The sequence below is a fragment of the Paenibacillus ferrarius genome, assembly GCF_002027705.1.
Taxonomy (GTDB): domain Bacteria; phylum Bacillota; class Bacilli; order Paenibacillales; family NBRC-103111; genus Paenibacillus_E; species Paenibacillus_E ferrarius.
This window is the reverse complement of record NZ_MBTG01000034.1, coordinates 321,712-346,097: the sequence shown is the minus strand read 5'-3', so window position 1 is coordinate 346,097 and position 24,386 is coordinate 321,712. Positions and strand designations below refer to the sequence as shown.

The window sequence follows — 24,386 nt, the reverse complement described above, 5'->3', positions numbered from 1 at the left end:
CTTATTGCTTAGTGTTTCTTAAGTTGGCATGCTGGCTGCTCATGCAGTTCCGCTCCAATTTGCCGCAATAAAGTGGCCGTATCGAAAAGCGCCCAGTGCTCGGAGATTTTGCCATCTGTAAGCCGAAATTCGCGGTATAGCTTAGCATCAATCGTGTTGTGCGTCGCTTCCGTTCCCCTGAAGCTCCCTTGGTGTGTTCCACGCATTCTCAAGCGGACAACAACACGGTCACCTTGAGCAACCGCGCTTTCCTCGAAAGAAACTTGATCAGGAAACGCGGAATGAAGAATACGCGCCATCTGAATAAGTCCATTGCGATCGTTAGGAACGTACGCATGATCAGCATAGTCTGCCGCAAGAAATTCATCCGTACACGCATAATCTCCTTCGTTCCAAAAGCTTTTGATAAAATTACGCACAACCTCCATATTGTTGACATGAGACATGGGCAGCTCCCCCTCCAATTAGTCAATTAAATTGACTTGTTTGTATCATGACACATTATTTGAATATAGTCAATTTAATTGACTATAAACTTAATAAGAACAACCTTCAGGGGATCACTCCTTAGTCATGAGCAATTTTTTCATGCTCAGATCCTCATCTTCGCCGGTTGAGATGGCCTCTTAAAGGAGGGCTCCGAGGTAGAGAAGTCTTAAACCGTTACTGAGCCGGCCGAAATGGCAGGCTCAGTGGCTGAGAAGCGCTGAACCTCCTCCGAGACTGCCAAAAAGGCTGGCTCGAGCGCGTAAAAGAAGCAATACTGCGCTAATGCTCAGCTGAGCCTGCCGAAAAAGCTGGCTCAGTGGCTGAGAAGCGCTGAACCTCCCACGAGACTGCCAAAAAGGCAGGCTCGAGCCGTAAAAGCAGCAATACTGCGCTAACGCTCAGCTGAGCCTGCCGAAATGGCTGGCTCAGTGGCTAAGAAGCGCTGAACCTCCCACGAGACTGCCAAAAAGGCAGGCTCAAGCGGTAATAGCAGCAATACTGCGCTAAAGCTCAGCTGAGCCAGCCGAAATGGCAGGCTCAATGGCTGAGAAGCGCTGAACCTCCCACGAGACTGCCAAAAAGGCAGGCTCAAGCGATTAAAGCAGCAATGCATGCGCAAAAAGGCCGCAAGCTGCAAGCTCACGACCCTCAATCCGATTGATTTTACACTTTCGCTCTGAGCTTCTTCTTAATCCTTCCAGCCAGAATTTCGAGCAGGACCGCGAAGAAAAGGATGAAGTACGTAACAACCCCAACTTCTCTGACGTCATAATAAAAGCTGCTGGCCATAAACATGTCGAACCCAATGCCGCCTGCGCCCGCTGCGGCTCCCATAGCGACAGCAACGGCAAAGTTGATCTCGAAGCGCATGAATGTCCACGAAATCAGATACGTGATCGATGACGGAATGACAGCCTGAAAGACGATTTGCCACCAATTGGCGCCGCTCGCTTTCAGCGCTTCAATGACGCCCTTATCCAGCTCCTCGAACGATTCCGAGAACGCTTTAACCAAATAGCTGACCGAATGAAACGTCATGCCAATGACCGCAGCAACGCTCCCCAGACCAGCGGCAACCGCAAAAATCAGCACCCAAAGCACGGTAGGAACCGCTCTGATAAAAGCAACGCCGCCTTTAATGATCATCGAAACCAGATTGGAAGATAGATTGCGGGCTGCAAACAAAGACAGAAACAAAGCAAGGATGGCGCCGAATAGCGTGGTCAGAAAGGCCAATCCCAATGTGATGATAACTTGCTTGAGCGCCTCCAGGAACGTAAAATGTTTCAAATGCGGCTCAAAAAACATGGTTTTGATCGTCGCAGCCGTTGAACGTATTCCGTCAACAAGGTTGATTTCCTTGTAGTCGAAAGTAGCAAACCCATATATGGTCAACGCAGCGAGAAGTCCTAAAGTAAGCTGAATGATGAGTGTTGCTTTGCTAAAAGGCTTTGCCTTTATCCGTAGATAAGGCGTCCTCAGCGGCTCCTCAGCCCCGTTCGCAGTTCCGGTGAACTCATGGAGTGCCATTTTACAGAATCACCCTCCTGACATAATTGGAAACCACTTCAATCAGCATAATGGCAACCACGATCACGATGACGACCAAGGAGGCGGAGCTGTAATTCAGGCTTTTGTAATACAAGCTGAACAGAAAGCCGATTCCCGTTCCCGTCAAAATGCCGATCAATGTCGCTTGGCGGATGTTGGTTTCAACCATAAACAAGATCCAACTGAGCAGCTGCGGCATGCTTGAAGGAATCACAGATTGAAAAATAATCGAGAAATAAGGGGCGCCTGTCGCTCTCAACGCCTCCACCGAACTGCTGCTTACCTCATCAATAGATTCAATGAAAGCGCGGGTCATGAATCCGAAGGAGCCGAAGAAGAGGGCGAAGTAGCCTGTCATCACATTTTGCCCAAAAGAAAACAGCAAAATCATCGACCACGCAGCTACGTCAATATTTCGAAACAAAGTTGCAATTGAACGGCTGATCCAACTTGCCACACCGCCTACTCCCGTCGTATTGGAGCCAAGGATGGCGAATAACAAAGCAAATACAGAAGCTACTGTCGTCGCTGCAATGGAGACCAGCACCGTTTCTACCAGCGATTCGGCGATGGCAGGAAGTTTATTCAGCGCTTTGGCATTGGGATAGAAGTTCTGGAAAGCCCATTCAGCTGCCTTGGGAATAGAGGTAAACCCTTTGACCACGTTATATTCCGTTATCGTAATAGCAACCACGGTGATCAGAATGAGCAAGGCGTAATACATCAGCGAATTCCTTCTTTTTCTGACGAAAAAGTTAGCCTGCATGCCGACCTCCCTGATCTGCTACTAACTCGTGCAGCTCGGGGCCATAGATTTTGCTGAGCTGAGCTGTGTTGATATGTGCCGGGGAGCCATCATACACAATGGTCCCCTTATTCACGCCAATGATTCGGTCCGAATATTTCAGCGCCACATCGACCTGATGCAAATTAATAATGACGGTAATCCCCATTTTGGAACAAATGCTGCGCAGGTGCTCCATAATGATTTTGGAAGCGTTGGGATCCAAGGAGGCGATCGGTTCATCGCACAGCAGCATTTTGGGATTCTGAACCAATGCTCTGGCGATCCCAACCCGCTGCTTCTGCCCTCCGCTTAGCTCGTCGCAGCGTTTGTAAATCTGCTCCTCCAAACCAAGCATTTGCAGGATGCTGTAGGCCTGCCCTTTCTCCTCCTGTGAGTAAAGTCCCAACATGCCAGCCAGGGTTGACTTATAGCCAAGCCGGCCATGCAGGACGTTCTCAATGACACTAAGCCGATTGACCAAATTGTAGTGCTGAAAGATCATTCCGATGCGTGTTCTCAGCTTCTTCAGCTCGCTTTTCTTGGAACCTACGACATTAGCGCCATCAAAAATGATCTCTCCGCTGCTTGCGTCAATCATCCGGTTAATGCAGCGGAGAAGAGTGGATTTCCCCGCTCCGGAAGGCCCGATGATGGAGACGAATTCTCCTTCTTTCACAGCGAAGTTGACATTAGATAACGCTTTAGTATCCGCGCCATACTGCTTCGACACCTGCTTGAATTCCAATAACGTTGTCATGGTTAACTCCCTTGGCAGATTAGATAGATAGGGCTCATATGGTTACTTGGACAACTCTCTGACTGGGTTGAACCAGGCGTCTTCGACAGTCAGGAATTTCTCCTTGCCAGACTTTTGCTTGAACATACCGGAATCCTTTGAATCCTTAGGCAGGAGAATCTTAGGATTTTTGGTCACAACATCCGATGTGAAAACATCTTTCAATTTCTTCTGATCCTCTGCGCTAATCGTGCTTGTATTAACAGCAAATGGCGAGTTCAGAACAGGTGTGACAGAAATGAGTGAAAATTCCTTGCCAATCAGCGTATTGAACGGCTCAGCTGCGCCTTGTTTAATTTTATAAACCGCTCCCGCCTTGTTGGCTGTTCCGGATGACAGTTCGACATAATTGGATACGCACGTATCACAAAATGCAGCAACATCGGCTTTGCCGGTCAAAAGGTTGACTGCTGCGCCCTGGTGCGAGCCGCCAAACAGCACTTCGCTGAAAAACTTGTCCTTGCCGCCTTGAATCAGATCATCGGCAGTCAGTTTCTTATATTTATCCTGTTTGCTGAAATAGCTTACAATGGCTGCGGAAGGCACTTTGAAGCCAGATGTGGACGAGTTGGACACGAAGGAGAACTTCTTGCCGGCAATGTTGTCAATCGCGAAACCGCTGCCGCTCTTATAGGCTTCTTCGTCGCCTTTTCTCACATTCAGCCAGCTGTAATAGACTGCGTCATCCAGCGTTCCGGACTCGCCGCTTTGCACAACGAGGGGTTGAACCTTTTTATTTTTGGCATTCGCTTCAATGTAGCCTTGAGGTCCCATGAAAGCTAAATCCGCATTGCCGCTGGCAATGGCTTCGATCGCAATGATATAATCCGTTGTTGTTTTATGCTCGACTTTCTTGCCTGTTGCCGTTTCAATGACCTTGCCAAGCTCGTCGCGGGCATCTTTCAGATCCGCTCCGGACTCATTGGGGTACCAAGCAATCGTGATGGTGTCCTTGGTTTTTACGGGTGCAGCAGCTTTCTCAGCGTCGCCAGCCTTGGATGCGCAGCCTGTAACTACAGCTGCTAGGGTTAATGAAATAGCAAGTACCAAAAGTTTTTTCAAGTTAACTCTCCTCCCGATTTGCAAAGCTTTGTAATGGACAACCTTCATACCCAAGCTATATATCAACGGACGGTTTGGACAATTTTAATGTGGTGTAAGGTTGGTCTGTCGATCAGCCATTAAGAATTTGCCGTCCTTTATTTGATATTCCCGATTGCATAGGTTCTCCATAAATTCAAGGTCGTGGAAAATACCCAGCATCGTCGTGCCTTCCTTCATGAGCTGTTCAATCAGTACCTTTACTTTCACTTTGGAGCCATGATCCAGACTTGCCGTAGGCTCATCCAGCAGCAGCAGCCTTGGCCGCTTGACCATCGCTCTGGCGATGTTTAGACGCAGCTTTTCACCTCCGGAGAAAGTTCCCGGATAGCTGTCCCATAAGCTTCGATCCAGCTCGAAATGCTCGAGCATTTTTACCGTTTCATTCTCCGCATAATCCGTGTCATAGCCCATCTCTACAATGGCGTGGCGGACGAGCTCTCTGGCTGTCGTGCGCGGCATCACATTGAGGAATTGAGACACATACCCGATTTCGAATCTCCGCAATTCAATCATCATTCGCTCCGACACAGTGACCAGATCAATCCGGCCAAAACGCTGAGAATGATACCAGATATGCCCTGAATGAGGCAGGTAAGTGCGGTAAATGCATCTGAGCACGGTTGACTTCCCGCTTCCGCTTTTCCCGGTAATGCCTACGAATTCGCCTTCTTTCAGGTAGAGATTTACGTCTTCAACCGCATTGATATGTTTGTTCAAGTTGTGCAAAGTGAAAGATTTGGACAACTGTTCGATAGACAGAAGGCTATCCATGCCATCACCCCCATTAGATTCTGTAATTCGTTTTCTGAATCAGCTTGCCATCCACCATCACAGCCGTAATGACTGGAAAATCATCGGGCTCCAGCCGCTCAATAATGAGCAGATCCGCCTTCTTGCCTTCGCGAATCGAACCGATAAGCCCGTCCATGTTGACGGCTCTTGCAGGGTTCAAAGTCACAAGTTTGAACATTTCGACCAAGCCCTTCTCATACTGGCTGGCTAGCTGAAACACCGCATGAAGCATCGCAGCCGGATAATAATCACTGCACAGAATATCAATGGATCCATCATTTACGGCTTCTGCCGCAGAAAGGTTGCCGCTGTGCGAGCCTCCGAGAATGACGTTTGGCGCGCCAGCTATCGTGAATAAGCCTTTCTCCTTCGCTTTGCGAGCGATGTCCAGTGTAATCGGGAATTCGCTGATGGTCGTGCCGAAGCTTTGCACCAGGTCGAGCTTTTCCACAGAATCGTCGTCGTGTGAAGCAATAGCGATGTTTCTGGCTTTGGCCATCTCCGCGATTTCACGGATGGCGTCGACAGTCATTTTCTGCTTGGACTGATGATTGGCAATAATGAGCTCCACATTTTCATCAGAAACGTTGTCATATCCCCGAATCGTCTTCTTATACAGTTCCAAATCTCTGTACTGTCCTTGCCCTGGAGTGTGATCCATAAAAGAAAGGAGATGGACTTTCTCTTCCATGATGTACGTTTTTAAGCTTTCGATTTCGTCCAGATTATCAATCTCGAATCGGGCATGAAAGCGGTGGCGAACCAAATGCTTGCTATGATGGGTTTGATCGATCAAATCGACCAGCTTGCGGACATTCTCAGGCTCCCGGATAGGCCGGTACTTGTAGTCAACGGATTTGAAAATAGACAAGGAGTGGTACATCGTCGTAATGCCGTGTGCGATCAATTCCTTCTCCGTTTCGCGCAGGCTCAGGCGGAAATCAATTAAAGAAGTTGGTCTTGGAGCTGTCATATGCTCGATATAATCGGAGTGGATGTCGATCAAACCTGGGGCAATGTATCCGCCGCAAGCATCAATTATTTCGGTATTCGCATCAGGAATAAACTCTCCTTGGCGCACGATCTTGGCAATTCGGTCTTCGAAGACGAAGAGGTCATAACCTTCTAACAGCGCCTCTTCAGTAATAATGATTCCGTTCGTTATCAGATACATGGGATGGGCTCCTCCTATTGATTCGCTACAGCATGGAATGCACTAACTGCTGCGTATACGCGTGCTGGGGGTCTTCGAGAATTTGATCTGTCAAGCCTTGCTCAACCACCTGTCCATCCAGCATCACCATCGTTCGATCGGCTAGCATGCGGATGACGCCAAGATCGTGGGACACGAGCAGGATGCTGATATTCAGTTCCCTTTGCAGGTGTTTGATCAAATCCAGCACATTGGCCTGCACGGATAAGTCCAGTCCGGTGGTCACTTCGTCAAGCAGCAGAATCGGCGGATTGTTGGACATCGCTTTGGCAATCTGCACGCGCTGCTGCATACCGCCAGAGAAGTTTTTGGGCGCTTCCTTCATGCGATACACCGGAATATGAACCCGCTCGAGCAGCTCGCTGCCCCGCAATTCCATAGCCGCTACGTTCCGGCTTCCGGCGGCAATCATCTTCTCCGCAATATTCCCGATGGAGGAAAAGTCCATCCGCAGCCCCATCACCGGATTCTGATACACCTTGCCCATCAGATGGTTGCGAATAAATCGCTTCTGTTGGGACGATTCTTGAAACAGGTTGCTGCTGCCATCCTTATAGGGAGTGAGGTACGCCTCCCCCTCGGTTACCTCCTGATCGAAATAGAGACATCTCATCAGCGTCGACTTGCCGCTTCCGCTTTCGCCTACGATGCCGAGAACTTCACCAGGGTATAGGTCAAATGAGATATCTTGGCAAGAATATACCGTCGCGCAAACCGGGCAGTAATTTTTATCGAGTTGGCGGTGCTTGCCGCTGCAGTGGCTGCAGCCTGCGCCAAATTGTTTGTTCAACTTATTCACTCGCAGGATTGGGGCTGAAAATTCACCCATTGTTCTTCACCTCTTCTAAGAAGACTGCTGATTCATTTGACTTAGACAATAGCTTGTATCGTTGCACTGATAGTAGCTTGCGGCTTGCTCCGTATCGTACAGTTCGTCCATAAACACATGCTGGGCGCCGCATTGTCTGCAGCTTTTGCCCAGAAAGGACTCCGGTTCAAAGGGAACATCTTCGAAAGCCAAGGAAACAACCTTTGTATACGGAGGAACCGCATATATTTTCTTCTCCCGGCCTGCGCCAAGTAAAATGAGTGCTTCTGAGCTGTTTAGCTTCGGATTATCGAACTTGGGGATTGGACTTGGCGCCATCACGTAACGGTCATGCACCATAACAGGATGATCAGCCCCGGTAGAGACGCTGCGGTACTTCATAATCTGCTCGAACAACATCAGCCATGCCCCGCTGTATTCCTTCTCCCCATGAAGACGCTTGGTCTCCAGCTCACTGGATTCATACATCCGCAGCGGCTCTGGCATCGGAACTTGCAGGACCAGTATTTGCCCCGTATGCAAAGGAATTTCCGGCACACGATGCCGGGATTGGATTAACGTAGCTTGCTCCGTCTCGTCAACCGTGGTTACGCCGGTCGTTTTGTTGATCAGCTTCTTCATGCTGACTGCGTTGACTGACTCATCGGAGCCTTGGTCAATCACTTTGAGCACATCCGACTTCCCGATCAAGGAAAGTGTAAGCTGCAGCCCCCCCGTTCCCCAGCCACGCCCGATGGGCATCTCTCTGGAAGCGAATGGCACCTGATAGCCCGGAATCGCAATCGCTTTGAGCGTCGCCCGCCGGATCTCCCTTTTGGACCCTTCATCTAGAAAAGCGAAGTTGTATTGAATTTGCATAGACTCTACTCCTCTTCAGATTCCACGGACTGGTTCTGCCTCGTTTTGCGCACATCGTTCAGCTTGGATTGGAAGGTAACATAGTGCGGCATTTTCAAGTGTGAAATAAAACCTGTGGATTCCACCGAATCAATATGATAAAGCACGAATTCCTCGTTCTGCGTTGGCACGCTCTTATTGCCGCCTTCTAGACTTTTGTCCAAAATGCTCATGGCAATGGCTTTCGTTTCATTCTGTCCGAAGCAAAGTCCGTAGCCGAAGTCCAGCTTAAGCTCCTTTGCGCCGTTCTCCTTCTTAACCGTTGCCGGAACGAGCATTTCCACTTCCGACACCTTAATCTCGCCTATATAGTAAGCTTCATCATCCTCTTCATTGGGATGCAGCGGACTTTCCACATAAATCGGGAGTTGACCAACCCGCAGTTCACCAACCGTCGGATGAATCATGCCATAACCGCGAATAACCGCGTAGGCCAAGGATGTGACGGCACCTGTCTGGCCTCTTGTTAAGATTTGCAGCTTCTCGCTCCGGCTCGCCGGAAAGGTCAGGCTCGTTCGGGTGACATCGTCCGGCTCCGTATTGTTGAGTGGGCAGTCCGTAATCAGCCCTTCTTTTCTAAGATAATCCAGCACTTTGGGCAAGCGGTCTTCAACTGCTTCAGCCACTTCAGCTGTCCGGTTGTCCTCCGCGCCTAGATAGGCCTGCAGCCAGCTGCTTACGCGATCATCTGTTTCTTCCAGAAGATCGAAGTCCAGCATGCGATGCGAGTAATCTGTCGAAGCACCTAGAATTTGCCCGCCGGGAATATCCTTGAAGGAGGCGGAAATTCGCCTTTCCACACGCATTTCCTCTGGGTTTACCAGCTTGGAATAATGCTTTCTGGGCAGTGTTGAGCGATAAGCACGCAGCAGGAACACAGCTTCTTCGGGACTGCCTTCCGCTTGCTTGATGGCCAAAGCTGCGAGCTGTTCGCTGTAAAAACTGCTCTCTGACATCACCTGATCGATTAAGCCTCTCATCCCCGCTTCGATCGTATCCACATCAAGGAACTTGCCGTTCTTCAATCTTTCGAATTGGATGCGCTGCAGCGATTCTTCGATCGCCTGTGTGCCGCCTTTGACTGCTACATATCCCATTTCACTTCTCCTCCTCCACCTGAACCTGAGTCGTTCTAGGCAAAGCAAGCAAACGATGGCTCGCATCCACCCAGATGCAATCAAGGCCCAGCGGGTATTCCGCATTCCGCTCTGCCCGGACATCCATCCAATTCCCGCTCATCAGCACCTCGGCGCTTGAAAAGGATTGAATGCCCGGTCCCGACAAGCGCAGGTTCGTTCCTCCGTAGAGACTTTCAGTCTCGATAATCAGCGTCGCCGATAAGTGCGGATCTCTCAGATCGCCGATTTTGGCTGCTTGAAGCGCTTGGAGCAGATCGTCCGGCTGTGCGTCGCGCAGAACAAAAATATAATCCGCCTCACCGACCTCCGCCTCCCTGGCGTAGCTCGTCTGTTTGAACCATTGCGTCACTTGCGTTTCCCGCTCCGAGAACACTTTGAAGGAAACCTCGGTATCCAGCAGCATTTCGGCCATGATCCATGTAGCCGGCAAGCAGCCATTGCCCTTCTCCAGCTTCCCTGCTTCTTCGGTGAGATCCGACACTATACCGGGCCTTGACAGGGAATCAACCAATTTTCTATACGCTCTTTGTACATCGTGAACCAGATCCAGTTTCATGGTGAGTGTCTCCTTTCAATCCGTGTCCATCGTTTCAAAATCAACTTTGGTCTGCAGCACCTTCGCCTGAAAGGCCGCACGTCCAGTGGCGATCAAGTCGCTTTCTGCTTGCAGAATGCTGAACCATTCCTTCGTTTCTTTCAGGCCAGCCGCATACGCGGCATCGATGACAGCCAGGGCATAGGCTTTTTCCGGATCATCGCCTTTGATAAGGCCAACGCCGATTGCGCCTTCTATCTGTACTTTGCATTCGGTCACCAGCACTTCTCCCAAATAAAACAAGCTTTGTTGCGCAGTTTCTCTTACCTTGACCATGACAAGGCCATGATTCGGCTCTTCGATCACAACGATGTTGTAACGGTTCATGATGTCTCGGGATAATGAAATTGCGACTTCGGGAGATCCGTTAATCAAAATCTCTGTTCTTTGCTTTCGTTTCATGCTTGGACCTCCTTGATCTTAGAAGCCTTCATCACTTCGAAATTCACTTTATCTTGTTGCCAGGCTAGTGGCTGTTAAGATTAAGTAAATTCAAATTTCATAGGAGAAACAGTCTCCACGGTACAAAATTTTGCTGCATTCCAGCGTCGTCCCTGACTCCGTGTCTATGCACCCGGATTCGAGCACCAGCAAAGGAATGAGGCTGGAACATGCCAGCAGATTCCTCTCATATTTGGAGGGATACGTCACACGAAGAATCGTTTGTTTGGATTGAAACTGGTGGTAGCCCTTGCTTTGGTAATATTGGAACATGGAAGTTATTTGTTGTCCTTCCTTGCAGATGTGAGGAAACATAGATTCCAGAACGTAGGACGTATGCAAGGCGATAGATTGCCCATTTACGATCCTCAGACGCCCCACTCTATACACTTTGTCGTCCTCATCTGCTTGAAGGGATTCATAGATTTTATTGTTAAACTCAATAGGCTCGCAAAAGATGTTCTTGGATTGATAGTTGTAGCCCAAATCATTCATTTTCTGGCTAAAGCTGATACTGCCGGAAAGATCGAGCGGAATGCGAAGATTTCTGTCCTGCACAAAGCTGCCTTTGCCTTGCTTAGAGTAAATGTAGCCCAGCTCCTGCAAGCGTTCGTAGGCTTTGCGCGCGGTGATTCTTGGGACTTTGAAGCGGTCCGCAAGCTCATTTTCCGAAGGCAATTTATCATCAGACTCAAATTTGCCGGATTGGATTGCCGTAATGAGGTAATCCATAATATCCATCTCTTCAGACATCCCCGTTACCTCCCTACTGAAATTAGCCGTATTTTCTGATAAAGCTGTTGACATCGTTCAATTCATGAAATCGTTCCTCTAACCAATCACGCGGCCAATCCCACCAGGCGATCTCCATCAGTCGGTCACTGATTTCCTTGGTAAAGCGGGATTTGATCGGCTTCGCTGTCACCCCAACCACGATGGTGTAAGGCTCAACATCCTTGGTCACGATCGCCCCTGAACCAACAACGGCTCCGGTTCCGATATGAACACCCTTCATGACAATAGCCCCGTGCCCAATCCAGACGTCATGGCCGATGACCACACGGTTGCCTCTGCGCCAATCGAAAATCTCATCATCATCCGTCTCCGCAAAACCATACGCAGCACGCCGATACGTCATATGGTGCTGTGTCACCCGATCCATGGGATGGTCGACTGGATTAATACAAACATGCGAGGCAATAGACGTAAATTTGCCCACCTCTGCATAATTGATCGTGACATCATCCATCGTATAGGAATAATCTCCGATGCGAGCTTCAATCATCTTGTTGCGCGGACCGATGGAGGTCCAATCTCCGGCAAAGCTGTTCAAGATATGGCTGCTTTCGTGAAAGCTGGGCTCAACCGACAGCGGCGAATGAGTATCGATTTGATGAATAGGCTTCATGGGAAACGGCTCCTTTGGCAATTTGTAATCTGTTCTTTATGCATCCAATGAGGATGGTTTGCGTGCCCGAAGAAGATGCACCGTGTCTATGCCCGGACTTTTGCTGCCAAGCTCTACTTCTTTTTCTCCATAAAAGCCATGGAAATCAGAACCGCCCGTCATCACCAGATCGTATTCCTCAGCATAATCGCGTGCTCTCTCTTCATCTTCCGGTCCATGTAGCGGATGCCATACTTCAATGCCTTGAAGCCCTGCATCTACAAGCGCAGGCACCGCTTCGAAGCTCCGATACTGTCCAGGATGCGCGAGTACGGGAACTCCGCCTGCCGCCAAAATAGCCCGAATCGCATCCCCTGCATCAACATACTTGGTTGGGAGGTAGGCAATTCCCGGCTGCTCCCCGTTCAGACCGCGTGAGAACAACTTTTTATATAACTCGCCGTAAATGGTGGTCGTATAGCCCTGATCAATCAACGCATGCATGATGTGCTGTTTATAAACCCCTGTACCACCTTCCGCATAGTGGAGCACTTGCTCCCATGTGATCGCATAACCAGCTTCCATTAATCGATCGACAGCTATCCGGCAGCCTTCATGACGCATTCCTAATAGCGGGCTACAAAGCGTATCCAGCGCAGCATGTCCAGGCTCGACAAAATAACCAAGAATATGAATTCGGCGATTTCTGATAAAATCATAGGCTGAAATTTCAATGCCAGGAATGATTTCCACTCCTCGTTCCAACCCTTTGGCGACCATTGAAGCGAGTTCTTGGGTCGTATCATGATTTGTAATCGCCAGATGAGAGACCTCTCTTTGGATAGCCAAGTCCAGGATTTCATCAAATGTAAAAGAACCGTCAGACAGTGTCGTATGGCAATGCAATTCTGCTTTCATAATAACCTCCGCAAAATGGATATAAGTAAGCTGGAATTCAAAGGTAAGCCTTTGAATTTCGGGTGAGCTTCATGTCTATGCACCCAGTCTAACTTGATGCCAAGTTACAAAGGTTAATGCCATGTAATGCTCACATTAAATTACTGTAAAATTCATCATTTGAAGTGGATAGACAGCCTTCCTATTGGACATATTGCCCACGAAAGTTAATCTACGCCAAAAAACCACCTCCATCCCACTTGATAGTGGTTTTGGAGGTGGTTATACCTTAAGCCCCTCTGTTCTGCTTGCTGTTTCGCATATTCCTGCGATTATACATCTTTTTCGTGCTTGGCTTAACCAAAATGGCTAAATTCCTGCAATTATGCATGCTTTCGAAGCATATTCTCGATTCCAAGCTGATAAAGCAGAAAATGCCTGCACAATTGCAGGCTTTCCCACTTTACACACCCTTTTGGTTGAAAATGCCTGCACAATCGCAGGTTTTCACAAGTGGCAGTCTCTGTGAGCCCACACCTTGCTTGATAGAAACCCTTGTGTGCTAAGCAGTCACTAATCTTTATACCTATTCGCAATTTGTTCCCCTCTGTCCCTGATCGCGTCCGCCACGAATGCAGGTTCCAACACGCGGACATCCGGCCCGAAACTAAGGATCATATCATACATCCAGCGATTATCAGCGTTGCTGGTTCTGACTAGCAGGGAGCCATCCTCTTGAACCTCCACCTCATCCAGACCAAAGGCCTCTTCCACCCTCACTCTTAGCTTAGGTCGGAAATGGAGTACAAGAGGAATTAAAGGACCCGTCTCCTGATTTCCCCATCTTGCGTCAAGCTCCTCCATGCGAACCCCACGATTCTGAAAATGCTCCAAATGAATTCGCAAATCGCTCATTCTGGAAAGTCGAAATGTCCGATAATCGCTGCGCAGCCGGCAATACGCATATAAGTACCACGTATATCCTTTCCATGCGATCCCGAGAGGTTCAACCTCCCGCTTTCCTCCGTCGCCTTCCGTATTCGTATAAACAAATGAAACGACAGTTCGGCGCTTAGCTGCTTGTCGCAGCGTGGCCAGCATCGACTTATCCTTGATCCCGCTCCCATGCCACAGGTTCGTATCAAAAATAAGCGTTTCCCCCGTCTCTTCCAACTGTTTCTGCTCCGACCTCGCCACTAAGGCTTTGATTTTAATTAATAAATTGTTCATTTCCTGATCATCCAATGAAGCTTGTACGCCTTTAAGAGCCACCAGAATCGACTGCAGATCTTCGAACGTGACGATTTGCCGATCAATTCGGAACTGCTCCATGATCTCATAGCCTCCGTCCATTCCCGTGTAAGAAACAATCGGAATACCTGAGGTATTAATCGTCTCCACATCACGATAAATCGTCCGCAAAGATACCTCGAATTTATCTGCAAGCGTCTGAGCATTAACTCGGCGCTGACTCAATAAAACCATCGTAATCCCCAGCAACCGCTGTATTTTCAAGATATCCCCTCTTTCCTCATTCCTAATTTTACCTTTCTTTGAAAAAGAAATCTAATCTTATTCCGCCTCCTCTAGCTCCTGCAGCATAGGTGGTCGCGGCGGGCCCATCATAAAGCTGGAATAGAACGCAAACGCCAGCAACTGCTCTCTCAATGATAGATATTGTGCATCATTACGATAGAAAAATGAACATTGATGGCTCATATGTTGATTTATTATAATTGCTCTACAACAAGCACTATAGATAATCGTCTAATGGACAGACAGCGATTTAGTTCCAAGACCTCGTCGTGATAGTGAGGTTTTCACATGTATTGTCCTCTTGCTAGTAACAAATAATAACAACCATTACTGGCGTTTTTGGAAGAGTGCTTAGAAGACAATTTGATTCGAAAGTGGTGAGCACCGTGGAGTTGACAGCAACCAAGCAACAGAATATAGGCAAAATCGGATCCATTCAAAACTTACCGGTGAATTTATTCGCCGCTGTTATGGGAATTTCAGGCCTTTCCTCATCCTGGAGACTTTCCCATGAACTCTTCCATACGTCGGCTGTATTAACTGACATCACAGGTGCCATAGCCATTCTCGTATTCATACTGCTATCCATAGGGTTCTTGGTGAAAGGGATTCGTTATCCTCAGAAGGTAGCTGCAGAGTTCGCACATCCGATTGTCGGAAATTTTTTCGGCACCATACCCATTGCGATTTTGCTGTTATCATCTATTTTGAGTCCCTATCAGAAAGTGCTTAGTGAATCTGTTTGGATCATAGGTATGATTCTCGCATTGGCGTTAAGTTATATTATCATATCCCGCTTGCTTAAAGGTAAAATGGATCCCACTCATGCGGTTCCTGCCTGGTTAATTCCTTGTGTCGGCGTACTGGATATTGCGGTCACCGGCGGTACTATGCCCTTTGCTTGGGCGCATGAAGTCAATTTATTGAGTCTTGCAATTGGTGGTTTTGCCGCACTTATATTTTTTACCGCTGATTATTAATCGCTTAATCCATCATGAGGCGTTAGGCATCGGCTTGATGCCTTCGATGATTATTTTGATCGCACCTTTTGAAGTCGGCTTCTTGGGCTATAGCAATTTCTTGCAGCGGATTGACAACTTTGCAGCCATATTGTTTTATTTCGGTCTTTTCCTCTTTATTGTGCTTGCTTTTAAAGTATTTAAGAAAACCATTTACTTTGGAGCATCTTGGTGGGCTGTTAGCTTCCCATTGGCAGCACTTAGTAATGCTGCTTTAAAATATGCGATACATGTGAATACTTGGCCATTAAAAGTTATTGCAGCGTTGATCCTTTTGATTTTAACGATTGTCATCATCGTTTTATTTGTTCGAACGCTCATTAATTTGTTCAACGGAAAGCTGCTACAAGGATGAAACGACATCTGTTGTAGGCGATATAACTTCATTTTACGCAGGCTATAGAAAAGAGGCTGCCTCAGAAGTCGAAAATGACTGCGAGGCAGCCCATTCTGTTTTAGAGGCTCCGACTGGTACGGCCTAACCCTTGCAGCAACTGCTTCTGCAATTGCAACTGCAACTACAACTACAACCTCAACTGCCTATTCAATTGCTCCCCCAACCCTCTCTCTGAAGCCAAATCCCCCCTCCTAGAGGCGGCTAACCCAAATTCCACTGGAAATACTCCAGTGTTTTCGGGTTTGGGAGGTGGAATTGCTACTTTCACTGGAGCTTATCCAGTGAAAATGCAATATCCGCCCTCCTAGAGGCGGCAAACCTAAATTCCACTGGAATAATTGCAGTGTTTTCGGGTTTGGGAGGTGGAATTGCTACTTTCACTGGAGGTTATCCAGTGAAAATGCAATATCCGCCCTCCTAAAGGCGGCAAACCCAAATTCCCCTGGAATTACTCCAGTGTTTTCGAGTTTGAGAGGAGGAATTGCTACTTTCACTGGAGCTTATCCAGTGGAATTGTAATATCCGCCCTCCTAAAGGCGGCAACCCAAATTCCACTGGAATTACTCCAGTGTTTTTGGGTTTGGGAGGTGGAATTGCTACTTTCACTGGAGCTTATCCAGTGAAAACCCAAAATCCCCCCTCCTAGAGGCGGCTACCCGATGACAGTTCCAAGGGTACACTCATTAGGCTCAAGCTTCAGCAAGGGCAGAGATGATTTCCTCTGTTGTCCGAGTACGCCCGATGCGTGGAAAAATAAAATTTTTAACGTGATCGTGCTCGGCTTGGGAAAATCCGGTCATGGCATCGATCGCCAAAATCAGCTGATACCCATGCATAAACGCTTCCCGCGCGGTCGTATCCACGCCAAGCCCGGTAGCGATGCCGCATAAGACGATGGTGTCGATTCCCCGGCGGCGCAGCTGCAGGTCGAGCTCCGTTCCGTAAAAAGCTCCCCATTGCTTCTTAGTGATGATATGGTCTGTCTCGGCGACCCGCATTTCCGGGACGATTTGATCCCATCCCTCAGGCAGATTCAGCGGTGGCGCAGGCGTATCCAACTTCGGTCTCGGAATATCCTTCATATCCTTGCTGGATACCCGGACCAGTGCAACCATCGAGCCGTGCTCACGGAAAGCATCTGCCAAGGCGGCAGCGTTAGATACCACCTGATCTGCGGAATAAGGAGCGTATTGATGGCCTAGCCATTTTTGCAAATCAATGACAACCAACGCTGTTTTTTGCGGATCCAACAATTTTTCCATTCCAAGTGTTCTCCTCACTTTTTGAATTTGACTTTTAGTTCAATAACTTAAACCGACAGTCATTTGACTCATTGTCCAATATTTTGTACCATTATTTACAAATAGTCAAGCGGGGAGATTTTGTTTATGAGTGTGACAAGGGAAGAGGTTGTCAAATCGGCGACGAAGCTTTTTAAGGAACGGGGCTTTCTTACGACGACGATACAGGATATTGCTGAGGATTGCGGTATTGCCAAAGGATCCGTCTATAAATATTTCCCTTCGAAGGAAGACCTATTCAGCGAGGTGTTTAATCAATGCCATAACGCCTATTTTGATCAAGTCGATGAGCTGACGCGCCTTCCCGGACTTTCGTCGGAAGATCAGTTTCTGCAGCAGATCATTCTACGATTCCGTTATTTTATAGAATTCAAGCATATTTTGGTCGAATTTACGGAGCTTCCCATCCAACAGGATCCCAAGTTCCAACCGCTGAGACACAAGGTTAGGGGCCGGCTCATCCGATGGCATAGAGAGTGCTTGCTGCATGTGTACGGCGAAGAAATCCGTCCGTATCTGTGGGATTTGGTTTCCATCTATCGAGCGATTCTGAAGGAGTATCTATTTTGGATTGTATATGAGGAAAAGTCGTTATCACTCGAGGAAACGGCGAATTTCATCTTGGACAAGCTCAATGCGCTCGTTAAGCATATGCGGGCTTCCGATCTGAAGCCTCTGCTGAAACAAGCTTCGTTCGAGAGGTATTTAAACTGGGGGCTTGAGGACCGCCAAGAGGAGAAAGAGCAGATCCTTGCCGAGCTGTTCAAGGAGATGGATTCGGCCCTTGACATTGTTCCGTCCGGCGCCGAGCATCGTTCGGAACTGAAAGAGCTTTGCCATTTTATCCAGACGGAAGTTAGAAAAGCGGAATGGAATCTCCCATTGCTGCAAGCTTCGCTATACTATTTGGAAAGAGAGAAAGAGCTTAAAAGTCTGGTCATCCAGTTGAGGAATATTATTCATTCGGGTATTTAGACGGCATGCAGGAAAAGTCCACCTCATATATTCTAAAAACGAGCAACGGGGTGAGCAAATATGAGCAAAAAGCAAATGCCTCAGAAACCTAACATTCTTGTCATACTCGTCGATGAAGAACGATATCCGCCTCCTTATGAAAGCCATGACACCCAAGTATGGCGCAAAAACAACTTTGCTGCACACGAGCGATTAAGATCCAATGGTCTTGAATTTCATCGACATTACATCGGCAGCGCTGCTTGCTGTCCCAGCCGAGCCACCTTATTTACGGGGCAATATCCGTCTCTGCATGGTGTCAGCCAGACCAATGGCATCGCCAAGGACGCCTTCGACTCGGATATGTTTTGGTTAAACCAAAACACCGTGCCCACGATGGGCGATTATTTTCAGGAAGCAGGCTATCGTACCTTCTATAAAGGTAAATGGCATATTTCGCATGAGGACATCGTCACGCCAGGCACGCACCAAAGCTTAACGAGTTATAACCCTGCAAACGGTGTCCCTGATGTGAGGAAATCCGACTTATATATTCAGGCTAATCCCCTTGGCAATTACGGATTTGCGGATTGGGTCGGACCTGAGCCACACGGGAAAAATCCTAGAAATTCCGCTTCTTCCGCTTCCAGCGGTGTAAGCGGCCGGGACGTCGTTTATGCAGAAGAAGTGGTTGAACTCATCGAGTCGCTTGATCATAGGAAACAGACCCAAGGGGATGAGCAGCCCTGGTTGATCGTTTCGTCCTTTTTGAACCCCCATGATATTGTGTTGTATGGCGCTTTGACAGCCCACAATCCACTGTTCAATTTCGCCGTAGAACCTATGCCGCAGGTAAGTCCCCCGCCTACCCAGTCTGAGGACCTAAGTACCAAACCGCGCTGCCAAGCAAGCTATCGAGATACCTACCCGCGAGCGCTGCAGCCCATTTGGAATCACCCTCACTATCGTCAGTTATACTACCAGCTGCAAAAAAATGCCGATGAGCAGGCGAACAAGGTTCTGGACAGCCTGATGAATTCTTCCTTTTATGAGCAAACGATTGTCATCTTCACCTCGGATCATGGCGATTTGCTTGGTTCTCATGGGGATCTGCATCAAAAATGGTATTGCGCTTACGAAGAGATGCTGCATGTGCCGCTTATCATTCATAACCCCCACTTATTCACACAACATGAAAACATCAATAAACTGACGAGCCATGTTGATCTGCTGCCGACATTGTTGGGACTCGCTCATGCCGATGCGGGAGAGATCCAAAATCGCTTAAAGCAGCGGTTCAGTGAAGTCCGTCCATTGATCGGACGGGATCTTTCTGCATCTATTCTAGGTTTCCCTGATGAGTTTGAGCCTATAGATGAGCCGATCTACTTTATGACGGATGACGATGTGACACGCGGCCAACATCAAGTTAATCCTTTAGGAATTCCTTATACATCTGTCATTCAGCCGAATCACATCGAAACCATTCTTGTCTATCTAACTAGACATCAGAATAAAGAGTTGTGGAAATATACGCGCTATTTTGACAACCCTCAATTCTGGAGCCAGCCGGGGAAGCGTGATGTGACACTTGAAACGGTTAAAGGAACAGACTCGGCTCACTGCAGCATGACAGTGAAAACCGAGCCTGTTCCCGAGGAATATGAGCTTTACAATGTAACGAACGATCCGCTTGAAGTGAGAAACCTTGCCTATCCAGCTTTCGCAACGGAAGAATCACGTTCCATCCAACAGTACATGGCAATGCTTCTGAACGAACAGCGGAAACGCAAGCGTTTGGTGCCTACTGGGGTCTAATTAACAATCACATAATCAAGATTGACACTTCCGCTATCACCTGAATCAAATTGATAAGCGATCGTGTTCGTGCCAGCATTAAGCAGCAATACTTCCGTCTTATTCCCCCATGTCTCCCAATTGCCTATATTCGGGAGACTGGTCTGCTTTATTTTAATGCCATTCACATAAATACTAAGCGTTCTTGCCGTTGGGTTGCTATTGGCAAATCGCAAGGTAACCTCATGATTGCCGGATTCATTCGCGTTGACAGTGAACGTCGTTCCCGCTCCTACGGCACCGTAACCAGCAACAAATCCACTTCCGGAATATCCGGTATGATTGCTCTTCACAGCAGCTCCTCCAGAAAGAACTGCATTCTCTGCTTCATATTTCGTATTCGTTCCCGGTTGTACCGTTGGCCCTGTCTGCAAAGCCGTACTTACGACATTCGTTGTCGTATCCGTTGTACGGAAATAGTAGGAATGCGTTCCAGCCGGCAGCTTTGTAGTGAACGTATAGGTCTTGCCATCCGTATAAGTTGTATCGTTTACATTCAACTCCTGCATATCTTTAATTACACCGTCGATAATCAGCTGCATCCGGAATGGCTTCTGATTCTCTGCATCGGTATAAGTAGCTTGAAAGGTAAACAAGGTAGCCTCATTGCCTGCCGCTGCATTCAAGCTAGCTCCGGTAATCGTAGGCGCTGTGCCGCTGACTTGATTGGAGGCATAGATTTCATCGATCAGCAATTCGCCGTAAACGCCGGTTGTCTGCTTGAGAAACAGCTCCAGATGAACCGCTTTTTTATCTAATTTCGTATTTTGATCCAAATCATAAGAGAGCGTTGTCCAGGTGTTCGGAACGGTTATCCAGCCAGGACTGAAACCGGTTATATTGACTTGACTGTTCGGGTAGCCAGAGTTTTTCACAACAAAGTTGATATATTTATAGCCGGATAAGTCCACTGTATCTTTCCACGGTTCAAACTTGGCTTGCGATGCAGCTGATGCTGGCGTATGTGCAAATCGACCAACCGTTCGCCCATCTGCTGTGATTTCCTTATATTCGGCTGTGCCTCCATTCTGATTGTACCAGTTGACCCAACCCTGTTTGGATTTCCCCCAGGTTCCATTGCCGCCAAAGTCGTCATACAGGAGCGGATGCGCAGGATCCGGCAGTGGAGCAGCAACAGTGAAATGAGCAGCGCTGTAAGTGAAGTTTCCGAGCGCATCGGTGCCTCTTACATAAATTCGCTTATTGGTAAAGGGGGCATCGCCACTTGCGTGATAAATATCCGAATAAATCCCATTCGTGACGGTCATAGGTGCATAGACACTGCCAGCTACATTGGATTCGACCGCGCTCAAGGCCGCAGTAGGCTGGGCAAAAATAGTCACATCCCCCGTCACGAAATCTCCGGTTTGCGGGGAAGTAATCGGCAGCTTGATCGGCTCCGTCCCCCCAATTGAAGCTCCGTGCGTATCCGATAGGGCCATAATCGAATAAAATAATCCGGCTACAATGCTGATGCTGAATTCATTATATCGCCATTGGTTCATGTCGTCTGCGTATAGACCTCTGTCCATATACCACGGGCTTACACTTGCTGGATCCTTCGTATCCTTCATGTTAGGCCCGGATGCCATCGCTCCTGGGATCACGACCCCTTTATTGTTCAGATCGTAGGAATCCTCATCCAGATGCGTATGCAGGAAGTCCACGTAATCGGTACCAATGCCCGAAACCCAGCTCATGTTCCACGGATTATTGCCGAATATCCAATACATTCCCTTCAAAGCAGCGCGCATGACGGCCGGATCAGGGAAAAGCTCATTGTACCTGATCGCATCGCCAATATAAGATGCCAATGGTTCATTGACGCCGAAATTGCTAAATTCGTTCAGCACCCCATAGGGTGTATCGTCCATCGAAGATACGAAATATTCCATTTGTTTCTTAAGCAGACTCTGGATTTGCACCTGTGTTGCCGCATCGGCAACGGGATAAAACTCCGCCAATGTCATTGGCCGCAAATCCCAGTAGTTGGTCGATTTGATATCGTTCTCGGTGAGCGGTGCAATTCGCGATTGCGCGCTATTTTTGTAGGCAGCATCATTCGTCAGCAGGTATAGTTCTACTTCCGCCCATAGCAAGGTATTCGGAATACCGCCAATCGTTTCATAAGATCCCTGTGATCCATACTGATTGGCTACGGTATAATTATAGAAAGTAACGGCAGCATTAGAGCATGCAGTGGCAAATGCCTGCATTTCCGCTATTTTGGCTGCAGCAATTTTACTGCCTGCCAGAGCTAGGTTGATGGCACGCGCTGTTGCAGCCAGAGAGCCGGCTGCTTTCCCAGAACCCCCTACCTGGACAATGGGTAAAAAATAAGGATCATCTTGCGTACCGACGATATTATCCGTCACTTTCTCAGGATGCACAAAACCTGCCGTATGTTTGATACTATACATAGCTCCGCCGAATTGATTAGCAAATTTGATTAAGTTTTCGCTGCCATATTTGGCCTCGTCAATCAAATCAGGAATGCCATTGGCATCATTATCATAGTTAACCAAGGCTGAATTCGCATGTCTGGCATAGGACAACGCGATTTCGCCTTGCACCCATTGGTTTCCACCGTACTTGCCATAGTCGCCAGCATCAAACCAGCCTCCTGACAGGTCATAATGGACACCTGTATCATAATTGTAGGCATCATCCAGGAATGAATCCGGGTGGAATATTTTAGTGGATGGCGCTATATCACTGTAGCCAGCCGGATAAGCTTTGGTTGTATCGTTCGTGCGCTGCAGCCTGTAGAAGGCTGTCATTTCATCCTTATAAGAGTTCCACATGTTTGCCTGAATAGGAAAAGCGTAAGAAGAAACGCCATTCGTTCTGATCGTAAAATTCGTCCCCGTCTGAGCCAACGATGAAAAATCAATGGCATATACCCGTTTCCCCCACGTCTTCCCCTCATCCTTCATGATTCCGGAAGCAACTACGTTGGCACCGTCCAAGACCTGATAGGTGGTATCACTCAAGGAATCCGTAGCAGTAACCGTTGCATACTTGTAATCCCCAGAGCTGTATCCCCCTTGAGAAACATTGATACTGTCAATCAGACTCCCGACATAGAGCGTTGCACGCACCCGATCAACAGAGATGCGGGTTCCTGTCGAGCTTGCTTGCTTTTGTCCTGTGACCCTCACTTTTACGGTATGAATCCCTTTAGACAGTTGTGGACTTGTGTAAAGCAGTACATTGTCTTGTCTAGAGGAAGCATATGTGTCAACATTCAGCTCCGTTCCCCCGTCAATGGAGATTGCGGCAATGCCGCCAGCAGGGTCCTTTGCACCATAAACGTTCACCAAGGTTCCGATAAAAGGAAACGAGGCCGTATCGTTCGCATTTGAGGAATAATGGTTATCCAACTGATAGCTTCCCGCTGGAGCAGTATCGTATATCCAACCGTTTCCTGCATATTGAAATTGATTGTAAACGCTTCCAACTACATTATCATTTACATCGACGGTTTGCGTTACACTGCCGACTGCTATACTTTGACTTGCTGTTGTAACCTGATCTGATGTACCTTCACCTGTACGGAAATAATACGTATGATTGCCCGCTGCCAGTTTCGTCGAGAATGAATAGGCTTTACCATCCGTATAGGTAAGATCCCCTCGATCTACTTCGTCCATCTCATAAATGTCCTTATCATCTACAATGACTTGCATCGCTAACGGCTTCTCATTATCCACTTCGGTATAAGTTGCCTTAAAGGTAAACCGCGTATTCTCATCTCCGGAGCTTATGTTCACACTGGTCCCCGTAATCGTTGGTGCTGTGCCACTTTGAACGGAAGTAGCTCTGATATTGTCGAGTAACATTTCTCCATATTGTCCACTCGTTTGGCTCAGCCATATCGCGATATGAACACTTTTTTTGTTAAGTTTCGGGAATTTATTCATGTCAAAACTAAAAGTGGTCCAATCCGTCGGAACCGCTATGAACCCACTGGATAAATCATAGGTCTTTCCTGTATCATCGGAAATTTCGAATCGTATTCGGCTGTTGGCATAGCCCGGATTTTTCATTTCCAGAGTGACATAGCGATAGCCGACAAAATTACCGTTGTCATGCTGTGGTTCAAACTTGGCCCATGACGAGCTCGAAGCTGGCGTCTGCGTGAATTTCCCGACAGTCCTACTGTCAATCGTCGTCTTCGCAAAGGTGCCTGTACCTCCACTCTGGTTATACCAATTGGCCCAAACCGACTTGAAGGTGCCGCCTCCGGCAAAATCATCATAGTTCAATGGATTCGACGGTCCGGGAAGTGCGGGCACAGCAGCAAAGGCGGACATGGGCGACATGCAAACCAGCAGAAGAACTAAATACAAACTAAGGATACGTTTATATACATTCACGAATTTAAGCATTTTTGACATTATTA

At 47.9% G+C, this 24,386-nt stretch carries 22 protein-coding genes; 4 read left to right on the top strand and 18 right to left on the bottom strand.

Features of this window, described 5'->3' with window-relative positions; translation table 11 throughout:
- Positions 1 to 8: 8 nt before the first annotated feature.
- The 16 genes from BC351_RS29865 to BC351_RS29780 all read right to left on the bottom strand — a co-directional run bounded on the left by BC351_RS29865 (position 9) and on the right by BC351_RS29780 (position 14,432).
- The gene (locus tag BC351_RS29865) at positions 9 to 446 is read right to left on the bottom strand and encodes an ester cyclase (RefSeq protein ID WP_079417877.1); all 438 of its coding nucleotides are present in this window, start codon (positions 444 to 446) and stop codon (positions 9 to 11) included.
- A gap of 706 nt (positions 447 to 1,152) precedes the next feature.
- Entirely contained in the window at positions 1,153 to 2,019 is an 867-nt protein-coding gene (locus tag BC351_RS29855) for a PhnE/PtxC family ABC transporter permease (protein WP_079417873.1), read from the bottom strand.
- A 1-nt stretch (position 2,020) separates the two neighbouring features.
- Positions 2,021 to 2,806, bottom strand: a complete 786-nt coding sequence (locus BC351_RS29850; protein ID WP_079417871.1) for a PhnE/PtxC family ABC transporter permease — start codon at positions 2,804 to 2,806, stop codon at positions 2,021 to 2,023.
- A complete protein-coding gene (gene phnC / locus BC351_RS29845; protein WP_079417869.1) occupies positions 2,796 to 3,584 on the bottom strand; it encodes a phosphonate ABC transporter ATP-binding protein in 789 nt (262 codons plus the stop codon). The genes BC351_RS29850 and phnC overlap by 11 nt, the downstream gene beginning before the upstream one ends.
- Positions 3,585 to 3,626: 42 nt before the next feature.
- The gene (locus tag BC351_RS29840; protein WP_079417867.1) at positions 3,627 to 4,685 is read right to left on the bottom strand and encodes a phosphate/phosphite/phosphonate ABC transporter substrate-binding protein; all 1,059 of its coding nucleotides are present in this window, start codon (positions 4,683 to 4,685) and stop codon (positions 3,627 to 3,629) included.
- 84 nt (positions 4,686 to 4,769) lie between these two features.
- Positions 4,770 to 5,498, bottom strand: coding sequence for a phosphonate C-P lyase system protein PhnL (locus BC351_RS29835; RefSeq protein WP_079417865.1), 729 nt, complete (start codon positions 5,496 to 5,498; stop codon positions 4,770 to 4,772).
- A 13-nt stretch (positions 5,499 to 5,511) separates the two neighbouring features.
- Positions 5,512 to 6,693 (bottom strand): phosphonate metabolism protein PhnM, encoded by a 1,182-nt coding sequence (phnM, locus tag BC351_RS29830; RefSeq protein WP_079417863.1) that lies wholly within the window; start codon positions 6,691 to 6,693, stop codon positions 5,512 to 5,514.
- Between the two features lie 25 nt (positions 6,694 to 6,718).
- The gene (locus BC351_RS29825; RefSeq protein ID WP_079417861.1) at positions 6,719 to 7,561 is read right to left on the bottom strand and encodes an ATP-binding cassette domain-containing protein; all 843 of its coding nucleotides are present in this window, start codon (positions 7,559 to 7,561) and stop codon (positions 6,719 to 6,721) included.
- A 15-nt stretch (positions 7,562 to 7,576) separates the two neighbouring features.
- Positions 7,577 to 8,419 (bottom strand): alpha-D-ribose 1-methylphosphonate 5-phosphate C-P-lyase PhnJ, encoded by an 843-nt coding sequence (locus tag BC351_RS29820; RefSeq protein ID WP_079417859.1) that lies wholly within the window; start codon positions 8,417 to 8,419, stop codon positions 7,577 to 7,579.
- Between the two features lie 5 nt (positions 8,420 to 8,424).
- Positions 8,425 to 9,555: a carbon-phosphorus lyase complex subunit PhnI gene (locus BC351_RS29815; RefSeq protein WP_079417857.1), complete on the bottom strand. Its 1,131-nt coding sequence runs from the start codon at positions 9,553 to 9,555 to the stop codon at positions 8,425 to 8,427.
- 1 nt (position 9,556) lies between these two features.
- Positions 9,557 to 10,153 carry a phosphonate C-P lyase system protein PhnH gene (phnH, locus tag BC351_RS29810; protein WP_079417855.1) on the bottom strand — a complete coding sequence of 199 codons (597 nt, stop codon included), beginning with the start codon at positions 10,151 to 10,153 and terminating at the stop codon, positions 9,557 to 9,559.
- Between the two features lie 15 nt (positions 10,154 to 10,168).
- Entirely contained in the window at positions 10,169 to 10,594 is a 426-nt protein-coding gene (gene phnG / locus BC351_RS29805; RefSeq protein WP_079417853.1) for a phosphonate C-P lyase system protein PhnG, read from the bottom strand.
- A gap of 90 nt (positions 10,595 to 10,684) precedes the next feature.
- The gene (locus BC351_RS29800) at positions 10,685 to 11,386 is read right to left on the bottom strand and encodes a GntR family transcriptional regulator (RefSeq protein ID WP_079417851.1); all 702 of its coding nucleotides are present in this window, start codon (positions 11,384 to 11,386) and stop codon (positions 10,685 to 10,687) included.
- A 22-nt stretch (positions 11,387 to 11,408) separates the two neighbouring features.
- On the bottom strand, positions 11,409 to 12,041 hold the full coding sequence (locus BC351_RS29795; RefSeq protein ID WP_079417849.1) for a DapH/DapD/GlmU-related protein: 633 nt from the start codon (positions 12,039 to 12,041) through the stop codon (positions 11,409 to 11,411).
- Positions 12,042 to 12,077: 36 nt separating this feature from the next.
- Positions 12,078 to 12,938 (bottom strand): PHP domain-containing protein, encoded by an 861-nt coding sequence (locus tag BC351_RS29790; RefSeq protein ID WP_079417847.1) that lies wholly within the window; start codon positions 12,936 to 12,938, stop codon positions 12,078 to 12,080.
- A 552-nt stretch (positions 12,939 to 13,490) separates the two neighbouring features.
- Positions 13,491 to 14,432 carry a helix-turn-helix transcriptional regulator gene (locus BC351_RS29780; protein ID WP_079417843.1) on the bottom strand — a complete coding sequence of 314 codons (942 nt, stop codon included), beginning with the start codon at positions 14,430 to 14,432 and terminating at the stop codon, positions 13,491 to 13,493.
- 368 nt (positions 14,433 to 14,800) lie between these two features.
- Between BC351_RS29780 and BC351_RS43615 the strand changes: the two genes are divergently transcribed.
- Positions 14,801 to 15,433 (top strand): SLAC1 family transporter, encoded by a 633-nt coding sequence (locus tag BC351_RS43615; protein ID WP_244209216.1) that lies wholly within the window; start codon positions 14,801 to 14,803, stop codon positions 15,431 to 15,433.
- A complete protein-coding gene (locus tag BC351_RS43610; RefSeq protein ID WP_244209215.1) occupies positions 15,399 to 15,827 on the top strand; it encodes an SLAC1 family transporter in 429 nt (142 codons plus the stop codon). The genes BC351_RS43615 and BC351_RS43610 overlap by 35 nt, the downstream gene beginning before the upstream one ends.
- Before the next feature lie 731 nt (positions 15,828 to 16,558).
- Here BC351_RS43610 and BC351_RS29770 read toward each other — a convergent pair.
- Positions 16,559 to 17,131 carry a hydrolase gene (locus BC351_RS29770; RefSeq protein WP_079417841.1) on the bottom strand — a complete coding sequence of 191 codons (573 nt, stop codon included), beginning with the start codon at positions 17,129 to 17,131 and terminating at the stop codon, positions 16,559 to 16,561.
- Between the two features lie 126 nt (positions 17,132 to 17,257).
- Here BC351_RS29770 and BC351_RS29765 point away from each other — a divergent pair, with 126 nt between their 5' ends.
- Positions 17,258 to 18,145, top strand: coding sequence for a TetR/AcrR family transcriptional regulator (locus tag BC351_RS29765; RefSeq protein ID WP_079417839.1), 888 nt, complete (start codon positions 17,258 to 17,260; stop codon positions 18,143 to 18,145).
- A 60-nt stretch (positions 18,146 to 18,205) separates the two neighbouring features.
- The gene (locus BC351_RS29760) at positions 18,206 to 19,942 is read left to right on the top strand and encodes a sulfatase family protein (protein WP_079417837.1); all 1,737 of its coding nucleotides are present in this window, start codon (positions 18,206 to 18,208) and stop codon (positions 19,940 to 19,942) included.
- On the opposite strand, the gene BC351_RS29755 is transcribed toward BC351_RS29760, so the two are convergent.
- Positions 19,939 to 24,381, bottom strand: a complete 4,443-nt coding sequence (locus BC351_RS29755) for a glycoside hydrolase family 9 protein (RefSeq protein ID WP_079417835.1) — start codon at positions 24,379 to 24,381, stop codon at positions 19,939 to 19,941. The genes BC351_RS29760 and BC351_RS29755 overlap by 4 nt on opposite strands.
- Positions 24,382 to 24,386 lie beyond the last annotated feature (5 nt).

Coding starts and splice junctions, on each gene's coding strand:
- BC351_RS29865 (WP_079417877.1), bottom strand. CDS start 446: ATGTCTCATGTCAACAATATGGAGGTTGTGCGTAATTTTATCAAAAGC.
- BC351_RS29855 (WP_079417873.1), bottom strand. CDS start 2,019: ATGGCACTCCATGAGTTCACCGGAACTGCGAACGGGGCTGAGGAGCCG.
- BC351_RS29850 (WP_079417871.1), bottom strand. CDS start 2,806: ATGCAGGCTAACTTTTTCGTCAGAAAAAGAAGGAATTCGCTGATGTAT.
- phnC (WP_079417869.1), bottom strand. CDS start 3,584: ATGACAACGTTATTGGAATTCAAGCAGGTGTCGAAGCAGTATGGCGCG.
- BC351_RS29835 (WP_079417865.1), bottom strand. CDS start 5,498: ATGGATAGCCTTCTGTCTATCGAACAGTTGTCCAAATCTTTCACTTTG.
- phnM (WP_079417863.1), bottom strand. CDS start 6,693: ATGTATCTGATAACGAACGGAATCATTATTACTGAAGAGGCGCTGTTA.
- BC351_RS29825 (WP_079417861.1), bottom strand. CDS start 7,561: ATGGGTGAATTTTCAGCCCCAATCCTGCGAGTGAATAAGTTGAACAAA.
- BC351_RS29820 (WP_079417859.1), bottom strand. CDS start 8,419: ATGCAAATTCAATACAACTTCGCTTTTCTAGATGAAGGGTCCAAAAGG.
- BC351_RS29815 (WP_079417857.1), bottom strand. CDS start 9,555: ATGGGATATGTAGCAGTCAAAGGCGGCACACAGGCGATCGAAGAATCG.
- phnH (WP_079417855.1), bottom strand. CDS start 10,153: ATGAAACTGGATCTGGTTCACGATGTACAAAGAGCGTATAGAAAATTG.
- phnG (WP_079417853.1), bottom strand. CDS start 10,594: ATGAAACGAAAGCAAAGAACAGAGATTTTGATTAACGGATCTCCCGAA.
- BC351_RS29800 (WP_079417851.1), bottom strand. CDS start 11,386: ATGTCTGAAGAGATGGATATTATGGATTACCTCATTACGGCAATCCAA.
- BC351_RS29795 (WP_079417849.1), bottom strand. CDS start 12,041: ATGAAGCCTATTCATCAAATCGATACTCATTCGCCGCTGTCGGTTGAG.
- BC351_RS29790 (WP_079417847.1), bottom strand. CDS start 12,938: ATGAAAGCAGAATTGCATTGCCATACGACACTGTCTGACGGTTCTTTT.
- BC351_RS29770 (WP_079417841.1), bottom strand. CDS start 17,131: ATGGAAAAATTGTTGGATCCGCAAAAAACAGCGTTGGTTGTCATTGAT.
- BC351_RS29765 (WP_079417839.1), top strand. CDS start 17,258: ATGAGTGTGACAAGGGAAGAGGTTGTCAAATCGGCGACGAAGCTTTTT.
- BC351_RS29760 (WP_079417837.1), top strand. CDS start 18,206: ATGAGCAAAAAGCAAATGCCTCAGAAACCTAACATTCTTGTCATACTC.
- BC351_RS29755 (WP_079417835.1), bottom strand. CDS start 24,381: ATGTCAAAAATGCTTAAATTCGTGAATGTATATAAACGTATCCTTAGT.